At 72.5% G+C, this 14,220-nt stretch carries 12 protein-coding genes; 8 read left to right on the forward strand and 4 right to left on the reverse strand.

Translation table 11 applies throughout. From position 1 onward, the window contains the following. The first annotated feature begins 210 nt into the window (after positions 1-210). The 3 genes from AB0G56_RS02350 (at position 211) to tyrS (ending at position 4,459) form a co-directional block, all read left to right on the forward strand. The gene (locus AB0G56_RS02350) at positions 211-1,734 is read left to right on the forward strand and encodes a TldD/PmbA family protein (protein WP_360962354.1); all 1,524 of its coding nucleotides are present in this window, start codon (positions 211-213) and stop codon (positions 1,732-1,734) included. Further along, positions 1,731-3,125, forward strand: a complete 1,395-nt coding sequence (locus AB0G56_RS02355; protein ID WP_360962357.1) for a TldD/PmbA family protein — start codon at positions 1,731-1,733, stop codon at positions 3,123-3,125. Before AB0G56_RS02350 ends, AB0G56_RS02355 begins: the two co-directional genes overlap by 4 nt. Positions 3,126-3,190: 65 nt before the next feature. Beyond that, a complete protein-coding gene (gene tyrS / locus AB0G56_RS02360; RefSeq protein WP_360962360.1) occupies positions 3,191-4,459 on the forward strand; it encodes a tyrosine--tRNA ligase in 1,269 nt (422 codons plus the stop codon). Between the two features lie 127 nt (positions 4,460-4,586). Here tyrS and AB0G56_RS02365 read toward each other — a convergent pair whose 3' ends face one another. Then, complete coding sequence (locus tag AB0G56_RS02365) at positions 4,587-4,874, reverse strand: GlsB/YeaQ/YmgE family stress response membrane protein (RefSeq protein WP_360962363.1); 288 nt, start codon at positions 4,872-4,874, stop codon at positions 4,587-4,589. A 291-nt stretch (positions 4,875-5,165) separates the two neighbouring features. On the opposite strand from AB0G56_RS02365, the gene AB0G56_RS02370 reads away from it, so the two are divergent. Then, entirely contained in the window at positions 5,166-5,660 is a 495-nt protein-coding gene (locus AB0G56_RS02370) for a DUF3099 domain-containing protein (RefSeq protein ID WP_360962366.1), read from the forward strand. Positions 5,661-5,883: 223 nt separating this feature from the next. After that, positions 5,884-6,105 carry a hypothetical protein gene (locus AB0G56_RS02375; protein WP_360962369.1) on the forward strand — a complete coding sequence of 74 codons (222 nt, stop codon included), beginning with the start codon at positions 5,884-5,886 and terminating at the stop codon, positions 6,103-6,105. 34 nt (positions 6,106-6,139) lie between these two features. Here AB0G56_RS02375 and moaA read toward each other — a convergent pair whose 3' ends face one another. The 3 genes from moaA to AB0G56_RS02390 form a co-directional block, all read right to left on the reverse strand. Continuing rightward, entirely contained in the window at positions 6,140-7,129 is a 990-nt protein-coding gene (gene moaA / locus AB0G56_RS02380) for a GTP 3',8-cyclase MoaA (protein WP_360962372.1), read from the reverse strand. A 219-nt stretch (positions 7,130-7,348) separates the two neighbouring features. Next, positions 7,349-8,998, reverse strand: a complete 1,650-nt coding sequence (locus tag AB0G56_RS02385) for a cation acetate symporter (protein ID WP_360962375.1) — start codon at positions 8,996-8,998, stop codon at positions 7,349-7,351. Next, positions 8,995-9,351, reverse strand: coding sequence for a DUF485 domain-containing protein (locus tag AB0G56_RS02390; RefSeq protein ID WP_360962378.1), 357 nt, complete (start codon positions 9,349-9,351; stop codon positions 8,995-8,997). The genes AB0G56_RS02385 and AB0G56_RS02390 overlap by 4 nt, the downstream gene beginning before the upstream one ends. A gap of 657 nt (positions 9,352-10,008) precedes the next feature. On the opposite strand from AB0G56_RS02390, the gene AB0G56_RS02395 reads away from it, so the two are divergent. From AB0G56_RS02395 to AB0G56_RS02405, 3 genes are all read left to right on the forward strand, one after another. Next, complete coding sequence (locus AB0G56_RS02395) at positions 10,009-11,541, forward strand: S8 family serine peptidase (RefSeq protein WP_360962381.1); 1,533 nt, start codon at positions 10,009-10,011, stop codon at positions 11,539-11,541. 47 nt (positions 11,542-11,588) lie between these two features. Next, a complete protein-coding gene (locus AB0G56_RS02400; protein ID WP_360962384.1) occupies positions 11,589-12,989 on the forward strand; it encodes a CoA transferase in 1,401 nt (466 codons plus the stop codon). A 154-nt stretch (positions 12,990-13,143) separates the two neighbouring features. Next, positions 13,144-14,139: a CopD family protein gene (locus AB0G56_RS02405; protein ID WP_360963270.1), complete on the forward strand. Its 996-nt coding sequence runs from the start codon at positions 13,144-13,146 to the stop codon at positions 14,137-14,139. Positions 14,140-14,220: the final 81 nt, after the last annotated feature.

Here is a 14,220-nt window from a genome sequence, read left to right on the forward strand (position 1 = left end):
GGCCGACGGCTTGAGACGACCACGCAACCCGGCCACCTTACTGCCCAGCCAGACTTCACTCGTAAGACGGCTTACACCAGGGACGGCTCGGACCTCTGCTGCCTTCCATCCCAGCAGGAAAGTGAGCGTCTTCTCCCCGGATCAGAACCCGGGAGACATAATTCACAGCTCTGAAGGTCACCGCAGACAAGCGCTCGGAAGGATCCACCCGTGGCCCATGAGATCGATCAATCGTTCCTCACCCTTCCGCTGCGCGCCCTGGCCGACGCCGCCCTCGCCCGCGCGCGGGCGCTCGGCGCGGAGCACGCGGACTTCCGGTTCGAGCGGGTGCGCAGCGCGTCCTGGCGGCTGCGTGACGCGCGGCCGGCCGGGTCGTCGGACACCACCGACCTCGGGTACGCGGTGCGGGTCGTGCACGGCGGGGCGTGGGGGTTCGCCTCCGGGGTGGACCTGAGCATGGACGCCGCCGCCAGGGTCGCCTCGCAGGCGGTGGCGATGGCGAAGCTGTCCGCTCAGGTGATCGCGGCGGCCGGTTCGAAGGAGACGGTGGAGCTGGCCGGCGAGCCGGTGCACGCGGAGCGGACCTGGGTGTCGGCGTACGACATCGACCCCTTCTCCGTACCGGACGAGGAGAAGTCCGCACTGCTCGCGGACTTCAGCGCGCGGCTGCTGGCGGCGGACGGCGTGGACCACGTGGACGCCTCGCTGCTCACCGTGCACGAGAACAAGTTCTACGCCGACACCGCGGGCACCGTGACCACGCAGCAGCGGGTGCGGCTGCACCCGCAGCTGACGGCCGTGTCGGTGGACGCCGCCAGCGGGGAGTTCGACTCGATGCGGACGCTGGCGCCGCCCGCCGGACGCGGCTGGGAGTACCTGACCGGGACCGGCTGGGACTGGGACGGCGAGCTGGAGCGGATCCCGGAGCTGCTCGCGGAGAAGATGCGCGCGCCGAGCGTCGAGGCAGGCGTCTACGACCTGGTCGTCGATCCCTCCAACCTGTGGCTGACGATCCACGAGTCGATCGGGCACGCCACGGAGCTGGACCGGGCGCTCGGCTACGAGGCCGCCTACGCCGGCACCTCCTTCGCCACCTTCGGCCAGTTGGGCAGGCTCAGGTACGGCTCGGAGCTGATGAACGTCACCGGTGACCGCACCGCCGAGCACGGCCTGGCGACCGTCGGCTACGACGACGAGGGCGTTCAGGCGCAGTCCTGGGACCTGGTGAAGGACGGGACGCTGGTGGGCTACCAGCTGGACCGCAGGATCGCGCGGCTGACCGGTTTCGAGCGGTCCAACGGCTGCGCCTACGCCGACTCCCCCGGGCACGTGCCGGTGCAGCGCATGGCGAACGTGTCGCTGCTGCCGGACCCGGCCGGGATGTCCACCGAGGATCTGATCGGGGGCGTCGAGCGGGGCATCTACGTGGTCGGGGACCGGTCCTGGTCGATCGACATGCAGCGCTACAACTTCCAGTTCACCGGGCAGCGGTTCTTCCGGATCGAGAACGGGCGGCTGGCCGGGCAGTTGCGGGACGTCGCCTACCAGGCGACCACGACCGACTTCTGGGGTTCCATGGCGGCGGTCGGCGGCCCGCAGACGTACGTCCTCGGCGGCGCCTTCAACTGCGGCAAGGCCCAGCCGGGCCAGGTCGCGTCCGTCTCGCACGGCTGCCCGTCGGCCCTCTTCAAGGGCGTCAACATCTTGAACACCACCCAGGAGGCCGGTCGATGAGTCCGCGTACGAGCAAGCCGCACGAGGTCGTCGAGCGCGCCCTGGCCCTGTCCCGGGCCGACGGGTGTGTCGTCATCGCGGACGAGACCTCGTCCGCCAACCTGCGCTGGGCGGGCAACGCGCTCACCACGAACGGTGTCACGCGCGGGCGCACGCTCACCGTCATCGCGACCGTGGCCGGCAAGGAGGGCACCGCCTCGGGCGTCGTGTCCAGGTCGGCGGTGACCGAGGACGAGCTGGAGCCGCTGGTACGGGCCGCCGAGGCCGCGGCCCGCGGCGCCGGGCCCGCCGAGGACGCGCAGCCGCTGGTCACGGACGTGCCCGCGTCCCCGGACTTCACCGACGCGCCCGTCGAGACCTCCTCGGCCGTGTTCGCGGACTTCGCGCCCGCCCTCGGTGAGTCGTTCGCCCGCGCGCGTGAGGGCGGCCGCGAACTGTACGGCTTCGCCAACCACGAGCTGGTCTCCACCTACCTGGGTACGTCGACGGGCCTGCGCCTGCGGCACGACCAGCCCAGCGGCACCCTGGAGCTGAACGCCAAGTCCAAGGACCGCACACGTTCGGCGTGGGCGGGGCGCTCGACGCGCGACTTCAAGGACGTCGACCCGGCGGCGCTCGACGCGGAGCTGGCCGTACGGCTCGGCTGGGCCGAGCGGCGCGTGGAGCTGCCCGCCGGGCGCTACGAGACGCTGCTGCCGCCGACCGCGGTCGCGGACCTGCTCATCTACCAGATCTGGTCCTCCTCGGGCCGGGACGCGGCCGAGGGGCGGACCGTCTTCTCCCGGCCGGGCGGCGGCACACGGGTCGGCGACCGGCTCAGCGAGCTGCCGCTGACCCTGCGCAGCGACCCGGACGAGCCGGGCCTGCAGTGCGCGCCGTTCGTCGTCGCACACTCCTCCGGCGCCGACCAGTCGGTGTTCGACAACGGGCTGCCGGTGCGGGCGACCGAGTGGATCGGCGGCGGACGGCTGGAGCACCTGCTGACCACCCGGCACAGCGCGGGCCTGACCGGACTGCCCGTCGCCCCGTCCGCCGGGAACCTGATCCTGGACGGCGGCGGCGACCGCTCCCTGGCGGAGATGGTCGCCGGGACGGAGCGCGGACTGCTGCTGACCTGCCTGTGGTACATCCGCGAGGTGGATCCCGCGACGCTGCTGCTGACAGGGCTGACCCGGGACGGGGTGTACCTGGTCGAGAACGGCGAGGTGACGGGCGAGGTCAACAACTTCCGGTTCAACGAGTCGCCGGTGGACCTGCTGGGCCGGGCGACGGAGGCCGGGCGCACCGAGCGGACCCTGCCGCGGGAGTGGAGCGACTGGTTCACGCGGGCCGCGATGCCGGCGCTGCGCGTCCCGGATTTCAACATGAGCTCTGTCAGTCAGGGCGTATAACCTCGTAGTCGGCTGTCACCCGACTGCCCGAGGACCCTGTGCACCACCTAGGAGACACGAGAACCGTGACGGACATCGTCGACGAGCTGAAGTGGCGTGGGCTGTTCGCCCTGTCCACCGACGAGGACGCTTTGCGCAAGGCGCTCGCGGACGGTCCCGTCACGTTCTATTGCGGCTTCGACCCGACCGCGCCGTCGTTGCACGTGGGGCATCTGGTGCAGGTGCTCACCGTGCGCCGGCTCCAGCAGGCCGGTCACCGGCCGCTGGCGCTGGTCGGCGGTGCCACGGGCCTGATCGGCGACCCCCGTCCCACGGCCGAGCGCACGCTGAACGCGCCGGAGACGGTGGCCGGCTGGGTGGGGAAGCTGCGCCGCCAGATCGAGCCGTTCCTGTCCTTCGAGGGCGAGAACGCCGCGGTCATGGTGAACAACCTGGACTGGACCGAGGGCCTGTCCGCGATCGAGTTCCTGCGGGACATCGGCAAGCACTTCCGCGTCAACAAGATGCTGACGAAGGACTCCGTGGCCCGCCGCCTGGAGTCCGACCAGGGCATCAGCTACACCGAGTTCAGCTACCAGATCCTTCAGGGCATGGACTTCCTCCAGCTCTACCGGCGCCACGGCTGCACGCTCCAGCAGGGCGGCAGCGACCAGTGGGGCAACCTCACCGCCGGGCTGGACCTGATCCACCGGCTGGAGCCCGACGCGAGCGTGCACGCGCTGGCGACGCCGCTGATGACGAAGGCGGACGGCACCAAGTTCGGCAAGACCGAGGGCGGCGCCGTCTGGCTCGACCCGGAGATGACGACGCCCTACGCGTTCTACCAGTTCTGGCTGAACGTGGACGACCGGGACATCTCGAAGTACCTGCGCATCCTGTCCTTCAGGTCCCGCGAGGAGCTGGAGGAGCTGGAGGAGCAGACGGTGCAGCGTCCGCAGGCGCGGGCGGCGCAGCGCGCGCTGGCGGAGGAGCTGACGACGCTGGTGCACGGCGCCGATCAGACGGCGGCCGTGATCGCCGCGTCCAAGGCGCTGTTCGGCCAGGGTGAGCTGGACGATCTGGACGAGCGCACCCTGACCGCCGCGCTGTCCGAGGTGCCGCACGTCCGGGTCGCCGAGCTGGGCCAGGTCGTCGACCTGTTCGCCGAGGTCGGCCTGGTGCCCAGCAAGTCGGCCGCGCGGCGCACGGTCAAGGAGGGCGGTGCCTACGTGAACAACGTGAAGGTCGTCGCCGAGGACGCCGTGCCCGCCCGGGAGGACCTGCTGCACGGCCGGTGGCTGGTGCTGCGGCGGGGGAAGAAGAACCTGGCGGCCGTCGAGGTCACCGCCGGCTGATCCGTCCGCGGCCGGACCCGCGGGAGGACGATCCGCGGGCGGGCCGCCCGCGGGAAACGGAAGGAAGGGGCGGTCCCGGGATGCTGGTCCCGGGGTCGCCCCTTCCCCGCGTCCCGTGCCGTGCCGGTCATGCCCGCTCGCGCCGCCGGTGCCTGTTGCCCCACATCGCCATGTAGAGCATGTCGCCGATGAAGACGATGATGATCGCGGCGACGATCTGGAAGATGTGCCGGCTCCAGTCGATGCCGCGCGTGGACGCCACACCGGCCGCCCTGGCGACGGCGTTGCCCGCGATGGCGCCGAGCATGCCGAAGATGGTGGTCAGCCAGAGAGGGCTGTGCTGCTTGCCGGGAATGACCGCTTTGGCGATCAGGCCGAGAATGAACCCCACGATGATCGCCCACAACCAGCCCATGGCTGCCTCCTCGTCCGGCTCGACGTGAGCATTACCGCAAGTGTCGGCCGGTGGACCGTACGACGCATGTCGGAGGCGGCGGTGCGCGGCGTGCGCAGAGCGTGTGCGCGGGTGTGCGCAGGACGCACGCGCGGGAGTGCGTGCGCCGTTCGCGCAGGCAGCGGGTGCCCCGGCCGCGTCGGCGGGGCGTGCGCGGCGTACCGTGGAAGGGAGTGCGGGCCGGTGTCCGCGACGGCCGGGAGCCGGAGGCGGACCGGGGAAGTGTCCGATGCGGGCGAATGGTGGAATGTGATGCGGAAGCAGCATGGCGGTGGCGGCGTCGAGGTGTTCCGGATCACGGGAGCGCGCACGGGCCTCCAGGAGGACGTGCGCGGCCGTCAGCGCCGGTATGTCATCTCCATGTCGATCCGCACCGTGGCGGTCCTCCTCGCGGTGGCGCTGTGGAACGTGGAACGGTACGTGGCGATCGTGGCCCTGGTCCTCGGTGCGGCGCTGCCCTACATCGCCGTGGTGATCGCCAACGCGGGCCGGGAGAACGCGCCGGGCCTGCCGTCGACGTTCGTGACCGTGCCCACCAAGCCGATGATCACATCGCCGCGGACTGCGGGCGCCGGCTCCGGCGAGGCGTTCGAGAACGGGCCGGGCGAAGAGGCCGGGAGCGGGTCCGCCGAGGCCTCGCCTGAGGGGTCCGCGAGCGGCTTCGCGGAATCCGTTGCGGAGGACGCGGCGGGCGATCCGGCGGCGGACACGGCGGGCGCCGCGCGGGAGCGTCGCAACGGGGTGTGACCGGCCGGGTGCTCCGGACCGCCGGATGCGGCGCGTGTGGCGGCTCCGGCGAACCTCAGGAAATGCTCAGATCAATCATGTTGTTCCGGTCCCGGGTGTCGGGTGACCCGTGACATACTTCGTACGCGCTCCGCATCCCCCGTCGGAGCGACAGACCGACGCCGGGCAGCTCCCCCCGTGGCTGCTCGGCGTCGCCTTGTGTGCTGCGGCTGTGAGACGAACTGTGAGTGACGAGACCGCCCCGATCTGCTCGGCCAAGGGCTGCCGGGCCGCCGCCGTGTGGGTGCTGGCCTGGAACAACCCGAAGATCCACACGCCCGAGCGGCGCAAGACGTGGCTGGCGTGCGACGAGCACCGCGAGCACCTGTCGCAGTTCCTCGGGGTGCGCGGCTTCCTGAAGGACGTGGTCCCGCTGGCCGAGTGGCAGGCGTCGCGGGAGGCTTGAGCGCGCCGCCGGGCCACTCGGTGGTCCGGCGCGGTCAGCCGCCGATCGCGGACATCGGACGGTCGGGCTGGACGAACGACGGGTCGTCCAGGCCCGCGCCCGCCTTCTTGCCCCACATCGCCACCCGCCACAGACGGGCGATCTCCTCGTCGGGGACGCCCGAGCGCAGGGCCGTCCGCAGGTCGGTCTCCTCGGTGGCGAACAGGCAGGTGCGGACCTGGCCGTCGGCGGTGAGGCGGGTGCGGTCGCAGGCCGCGCAGAACGGGCGGGTGACGGAGGCGATGACGCCCACGCGGTGCGGGCCGCCGTCGACGAGCCAGCGCTCGGCCGGTGCCGAGCCGCGCTCGCCTGCGCCCTCGGGGGTCAGCTCGAAGCGGGTGCCCAGGGAGGCGAGGATGTCCCCCGCGGTGACCATGCCCTCGCGCTTCCAGCCGTGCTGGGCGTCGAGCGGCATCTGCTCGATGAAGCGCAGCTCGTAGTCGTGCTCCACGGCCCAGGCCAGCAGGTCGGGGGCCTCGTCGGCGTTCAGCCCCGGCATCAGGACGGAGTTGACCTTCACCGGGGTCAGTCCGGCCTCACGGGCGGCCGTGAGGCCGTCCAGGACGTCCTTGTGCCGGTCCCGGCGGGTGAGGGCCTTGAAGACGTCCGGGCGCAGCGTGTCCAGGGAGACGTTGACCCGGTCGAGGCCCGCGGCCTTCAGGGCCGACGCCGTGCGCCTGAGGCCGATGCCGTTGGTGGTGAGGGACATCTGCGGTCGCGGATCGAGGGCGGCGACGCGCTCGACGATGCCCACGAGGCCGGGCCGCAGCAGCGGTTCACCGCCGGTGAAGCGGACTTCCTCGATGCCCAGGGAGGTGACCGCGATGTCGATCAGCCGGACGATCTCGTCGTCGGTGAGCAGATCGGGTTTGGCAAGCCACTGCAGGCCCTCCTCGGGCATGCAGTACGTGCAGCGCAGATTGCACCGGTCGGTCAGCGAGACCCTCAGGTCGGTGGCCACCCGGCCGTAGGTGTCGATGAGCACGTGGCCCCCTCCCTCTTCGCCTTTCGGTGGAACACGCGTTGCCGCTGTCGTGTTCCTTCCCGTCCTTCTCTTCTTCCTTCTCCTGCGAGCCTACGTGACGGGGGTGACAGCGACACCGGTCCCGATCCCACGACGTGGGGGGCGGCCGTGTCGTAGGTCTCTACGAGCCCCCACGGCACGGCCGCCCCCGGACGGGCGGGACGGGTGTGCGGGAGGGGCTCAGTGCGCTCCGGTGCCGGTCAGGGACCGCACCTCCAGTTCCGCGTACTTGGCGGCGTCCGGCGTCTCCCTGGACAGCAGGGTGCCGACGACACCGAGCAGGAAGCCGACGGGGATGGAGATGAGGCCCGGGTTCTCCAGCGGGAACCAGTGGAAGTCGGCGTCCGGGAACATCGACGTGGGCTTGCCCGACACGACCGGCGAGAACAGCACCAGGCCGACGGCGGTGACCAGGCCGCCGTAGATCGACCACAGGGCGCCGGCGGTGGTGAACCGCTTCCAGAAGAGGCTGTAGAGGATCGTGGGCAGGTTGGCGGAGGCGGCCACGGCGAAGGCGAGGGCGACCAGTCCGGCGACGTTCAGGTCGCGGGCGAGGGCGCCCAGGACGATGGAGACCGCGCCGATGCCGACGGTCGCCCAGCGGGCAGCCCCGATCTCCTGCTTCTCGGTGGCCCGTCCCTTCTTGATGACGTTGGCGTAGATGTCGTGGGCGAAGGAGGAGGACGAGGCCAGGGTGAGGCCCGCGACGACGGCGAGGATGGTGGCGAAGGCGACCGCGGAGATGGAGGCCAGGAGCACGGCTCCCCAGTTGGAGTCGACTCCGCCGAGGTGCAGGGCGAGCAGCGGGGCGGCCGTGTTGCCGGCCTTGTTGGAGGCGATGATCTCGTCCGGCTTGATGAGCGCGGCGGCGCCGAAGCCGAGCGCGAGCGTCATCAGGTAGAAGACACCGATCAGGCCGATCGCCCAGATCACCGACTTGCGGGCGGCCTTCGCGGTCGGGACCGTGTAGAAGCGGATCAGGATGTGCGGCAGGCCCGCGGTGCCGAGCACCAGGGCGATGCCGAGCGAGAGGAAGTCCAGCTTGGTGGTACCGGTCGCGCCGTACTTGAGGCCGGGCTCAAGGAAGGCGGCGCCCTTGCCGCTGTTGTCGGCGGCGCGGCCGAGCAGGTCGGAGAGGTTGAAGTCGAACTTCAGCAGCACCAGGAACGTCAGCAGGATCGCGCCCACCATCAGCAGCACGGCCTTGACCATCTGCACCCAGGTGGTGCCCTTCATGCCGCCGATGGTGACGTAGACGATCATCAGGACGCCGACCAGCGCGACGATGCCGATCTTGCCGCCGTCGCTGGTGATGCCGAGCAGCAGCGAGACCAGGACGCCCGCGCCCGCCATCTGGGCCAGCAGGTAGAAGATCGACACGACGATCGTGGAGGCGCCGGCGGCGGTGCGCACCGGGCGCTGGCGCATGCGGTACGCCAGGACGTCGCCCATGGTGTAGCGGCCGGAGTTGCGCAGCGGTTCGGCGACCAGGAGCAGCGCGACCAGCCAGGCGACCAGGAAGCCGATGGAGTACAGGAAACCGTCGTAGCCGAAGAGGGCGATGGCGCCGGCGATGCCGAGGAAGGACGCGGCGGACATGTAGTCGCCGGAGACGGCGAGACCGTTCTGGAATCCGGTGAACTGCCGTCCGCCCGCGTAGAAGTCGGCGGCGTCCTTGGTCTGGCGGCCCGCCCAGACGGTGATGACGAGGGTCGCGGCGACGAAGACCGAGAAGAGCGTGATGATCAGCGTCCGGTGCTCGCTCGCGGCGCCGCCCGCGGCGAGCAGGGTGTGGGCGGTGTGCGCGGCGGGGTGGGTCGCGGGTGTCATGCGCCGCCCTCCATCCGGGACTTGATGGCCTCGGCCTTGGGGTCGAGCTTCGCGGCGGCGTGCCGCGCGTACCACCAGGCGATGAGGAACGTGGTGAGGAACTGGGCGAGTCCCAGGGCGAGGGCGACGTTGACGTTGCCGAAGAGCTTGGTGCCCATGAAGCCGCCCGCGTAGTTGGACAGCAGGACGTAGAGCAGGTACCAGGCGATGAAGGCGATGGTCAGCGGGAAGGCGAACGAGCGGTAGGAGCGGCGCAGTTCGTCGAACTCGGCGCTCTGGGCCACCGTGGAGAACTCCTGTGCGGAGGGGAGGGGGGCCCGGGCCTTCGGGGGTGGCGGTGTCTCGGTGGCCACGTCTGTCTCCTCGTGTGCGGATCTCGGCGGACGGATCTCGGTGGACGCGTCTCGCGCGCGGATCTCGGCGGACGGTCTCGATGAACGGATGCGGATGCGGATGCGCCAGGGGGCTCGATGGTGCTCGGGCCCCCTGTCCAAGGTCCACGGCGCCACGCGAGGACCGGTTCAAGTCCTATGAGTTCTTTCGGCAAGTGGCCTGGACAAGTCATTGCCGACTCATTGCTGACCGGTGAGACGGCGGGATAGCTTCGCCCTGCACCACCCGTCATGTACCTGCCCGAGCCGTACCCGTGGCTCGGGCGGTGCCGCACCCGGATGATGTGGAGTCCCCATGGTTCGTCTGCGTTGCGGACGCCGGCCCGCCCCGGCCGCACCGGTCGTGCCGTCGCGCGCACGCCGTCAACCCCCGGGCCGGCCGTCACACCACCGCGCACGCGCGCGGGACGTGTCCCGGACGACGCCCCTGACGGCGGCGGGGCCGCGTACGCCGCCCGCCTCACGCCCGCGCCTTCGTCCGCTTCGTCTTCGTCCGCGCGCGCGTACCCGCGACAGTGCGCGCGGCTCGTGCCGCACCGTCCGTTCGAGCATCACTCGCGAACCGCTGTACCCACGCCACCGCGAACACCACCGCGAACACACTGGAGTCACAGACACATGACAGCGTCCCAGCCGCGCGCCCGCCGCGTCCTCGCCCTCCCGCTCGGTATGGCCATGGCCACCGCCGTCGCGTTCCTGCCCGGCGCCACCGCGTCGGCGACCCCGGCCGCGCCCGCCGCCCACACCGCCCGGACGGACGCGGCCTCGCTCAGCTACGTCGTCAACGTCCGCCCCGGGCACGGGATCTCGGCGCAGGTGAAGAAGGCGATCGGCGAGGCCGGCGGCACCATCGTGACCTCGTACGACCAGATAGGCGTCATCGTCGTCCACTCCGCCGACCCCGGCTTCGCCAGAACCATCCGCAAGGTCCACGGGGTGGACTCGGCGGGCGCCACGCGCACCGCGCCGCTGCCCGCCCAGTCGACCACCGACGTCGGCACCCCGCAGCCGCTCACCGCCGCCCAGGTGGCCGGCGCCGGAACCAGGGCCGCCGCCGGACAGGACCCGCTGGAACCCCTGCAGTGGGACCTGCCCGCCATCAAGGCGGACAAGGCGCACCTCAAGACGCTCGGCAGCCCGAAGGTCACCGTCGCCGTCATCGACACCGGCGTGGACGACACGCACCCCGACATCGCCCCGAACTTCGACCGCCGCGCCTCCGTCAACTGCGTCTCCGGCAAGCCGGACACCACGGACGGCGCCTGGCGGCCCAGCGCCTCCGAGAGCCCGCACGGCACGCACGTGGCCGGGGAGATCGCGGGCGCCAAGAACGGCGTCGGCATCACCGGTGTCGCGCCGGGCGTGAAGGTGGCCGGCATCAAGGTCGGCAACCCGGACGGCTTCTTCTACACGGAGGCCGTGGTGTGCGGATTCGTGTGGGCGGCCGACCACGGCGTCGACGTGACCAACAACAGCTATTACACCGACCCCTGGAACTTCAACTGCGTCGACGACCCGGACCAGAAGGCGCTCGTCGACGCCGTCCGGCGGGCCTCGCAGTACGCAGAGCGCAAGGGCACCGTCAACATCGCGGCGGCCGGCAACGAGAACAACGACCTGGCGTCCCACTCGCTCACGGACCCGGCCTCCCCGAACGACTCCACTCCGGGCGACCGGGTGATCGACCCGCACAAGTGCTACGACATCCCCACCCAGTTGCCGGGTGTGGTCACCGTCGCGGCGACCGGCGCCAAGGGGATCAAGTCGTCGTTCTCCAACTACGGCCTCGGCGTCATCGACATCGCCGCGCCGGGCGGCGACTCGACGGCGTACCAGAAGCCGGACGCGCCGGCGCAGAGCGGACTGATCCTCGGCCCGCTGCCGGGCGGCAAGTGGGGCTACATGGCCGGTACGTCGATGGCGAGCCCGCACGTCGCCGGAGTCGCCGCCCTCATCAAGTCGACGCACCCGCACGCGCCGGCCGCCCTGGTGAAGGCGCTGCTGTACGCGGAGGCCAACGCCACCCCGTGCACGGACCCCTACGACATCGACGGGGACGGCAAGGTCGACGCGGTGTGCCAGGGCACGAAGAACCGCAACGGCTTCTACGGCTGGGGCACGGCGGACGCGCTGGCGGCCGTGACCAGGTAGCCCGCCCGGCCTGCCGGGGCACGGGACCGGTGCTGCATAGTGCGGTCATGACTGACATCTCGTTCGCATGGTCCGCACTGGGCGGCGACCTGGGCCTCGTGGACCGCGTCACCACCGTGGCACGGGAAGGCGCGCTCACCGCGCGCCTTCCCGTGCGTGATCTGGCACGCGCGTGCGTGGGCGCGTGTTCGCTGGCCGCCGCCGAACTGGCGGCGCGCCGGGCCGCCCTCGCCGAGGTGCCCGCGGTGCGCGTCGACGACGGGGCCGTGGCCACCGCGTTCGCCAGTGAGCGGCAGTTGCTCGTCGACGGGCGGGCACCGGTCTCCTTCGCCCCGCTGTCACGGTTCTGGCGGACGGCCGACGGCTGGGTCCGCACGCACGCCAACTACCCGCACCACCGCGCACGGCTGCTCGCCGCCCTCGGTCTGCCGGCCGGGGAAGGCGACCCCGTGGCGTCCGTGGCGTCCGTGGAGGCCGCACTCGCCGCGCGGTCCGCCCAGGACGTCGAGGAGGCCGTGTACGCGGCCGGCGGGCTTGCCGTGGCGCTGCGCACCCCGAAGGAGTGGGCGGCGCATCCGCAGGGGGTCGCGGTGGCCGCCCGGCCGCTGGTCGAGCGAGGCCGGCTCGACACGGCACGCGCGCGCGTGCTCCCGCCCCTCGACGGCACTCCCGTGCTGCCCGCCGCCGGGCTGCGCGTGCTGGACCTGACCCGGGTCCTGGCCGGTCCGGTCGCCACCCGCACGCTCGCGCTGCTCGGCGCGGACGTCCTGCGGCTGGACCCGCCGCACCTGCCCGAGATCGCCGACCAGCACGCGGACACGGACTTCGGCAAGCGGTCGGCGACGCTGGACCTCGCCACCGACCGGGCGGTCTTCGAGAGCCTGCTCGCCGAGGCGGACGTGGTCGTCACCGGGTACCGGCCCGGCGCCCTGGACCGGTTCGGGCTCTCCCTCGAGGCACTGGCCGAGCGGCGGCCCGGCCTGGTCGTGGCCCAGGTGTCGGCGTGGGGCCGGTACGGGCCGTGGGGCGGACGGCGGGGCTTCGACAGCCTCGTCCAGGTCGCCACCGGCGTCGCGGCGACCGAGGGGACGGACGGGCGGCCGGGCGCGCTGCCCGCGCAGGCCCTGGACCACGGCACGGGCTATCTGCTGGCGGCGGCCGTGCTACGGGCGCTGACCGAGCAGTCGTACGACGGCGGCGGCAGGTTCGTACGGCTGGCCCTGGCCCGCACGGCGGGGTGGCTGACGGGCAACCGCACCGGTCCGGACACCGGGGGACGGAGTGAGCCGGGTGCGCCGTACGAAGGTCCCGAGCCCTGGCTCGGCGAGACGGACAGCCGGATCGGGAGGCTGCGCCACGCCCTCTCGCCCGTCGACTTCGCCGGCGGCCCGACCGACTGGGCACGGCCGCCGGGGCCCTGGGGGACGGACGAGGCGCGCTGGTCCTGAGCGGGCGCGTGGGCGGGTGCCCGAGCGGGCGCGCACAGCGCCTGAGCGGGCGCCCGTTCGGGCGGGGGGCCGCCGGGCGGAATGCGGTTCCCCCGGTTGTCGCTGCCCACTTGCCCCCTTTGTGGTGGCTGGCGAAGATCCTTGAGTGACGCTCATACGACCGGTCACCGAGGCGGCCGACGCCGGCCGGAAGGGGCGGCGCGCCGCCCTGGTGCGGGCGTCGGCGCTCCTCGGCCTGGTGATCCTCGCCGCGCTGATCCCGCTGCTCGGCCCGTCCGCCGCCCTGCACGCCACCGGCGAGGCCGCCGCTCCCGGCGTCGGCGGCATCTCCCTGCTGCGCGCGGCGCTCTTCGCGGCGCTCTGCGTACCGGTCGGCGAGGCGTTCGTGGACCGGCTGGCCGCCGGTCTCCCCGGTCCCCCGGCCGGGCCGCCCCGCAGCTGGTCCCCGCACGCGGCGGCCGCCGGTTTCCTCGCCGCCCTGGGCCTCGCCTGCGTGGTCGCCACCGGCCACCTCGTGCCGCACAGCCTGGCGCAGATCGACGTCGGCGGCCTCTACCGGACCCGGGACGGCTCCCTGGCCCTGCTGGAGGTCGACGCCTTCCTGGTGGCGGGTCTGTGCGCCCTCTCGCGCCGCCCAGCGGTCCGGCTGTGGCCCCTCGGCGCGGTGATCGTGGCCGAGGCGCTGCGCGCCCACCCCGGCACCGAGAACAGCCCGCTGACCGGCTCGGTGCTGACCCTCGTGCACCTGGCGTGCGGGGCACTGTGGGCGGGCGGCCTGCTGCACACCCTGCGCACACTGCGGCACTGGCACGGCACAGGGGCCGGCGCCGCCCTGCTGGGCCGGTACGCGCGCGTGGCGGCCCTGCTGCTCGCCGGTGTCACCGCGACCGGGGTGTGCAGTGCGCTGCGCCGGATGCCCCCGGACACGGTGCTGCACCAGCTGACGGCGACGGCCTACGGCCGCACCCTGCTCGCCAAGGTGGTCCTGGTGGCCGGTGTCGCCCTGCTCGCCCTGTGGGCGCGGCTGCGGCTCCGCCGGTCACCGGACCCGCTGAGCGCCCGCACTCCCGCGCGCGCGGAGATCGCCGCCCTCGGGTTCGTGGTCGTGGTGTCGGGGCTGCTGACGGCGCTGCCGCTGCCGGTCCGCTGAAGCCGACCGCAGCTCACACGCACCGGCGGCGGCCGAAGCGGGGCCGGGGACGGGAGGGGGTGGTGGCGTGGGGGGCCGATG

It is taken from the genome of Streptomyces sp. NPDC021356 (assembly GCF_040641015.1).
GTDB lineage: Bacteria > Actinomycetota > Actinomycetes > Streptomycetales > Streptomycetaceae > Streptomyces.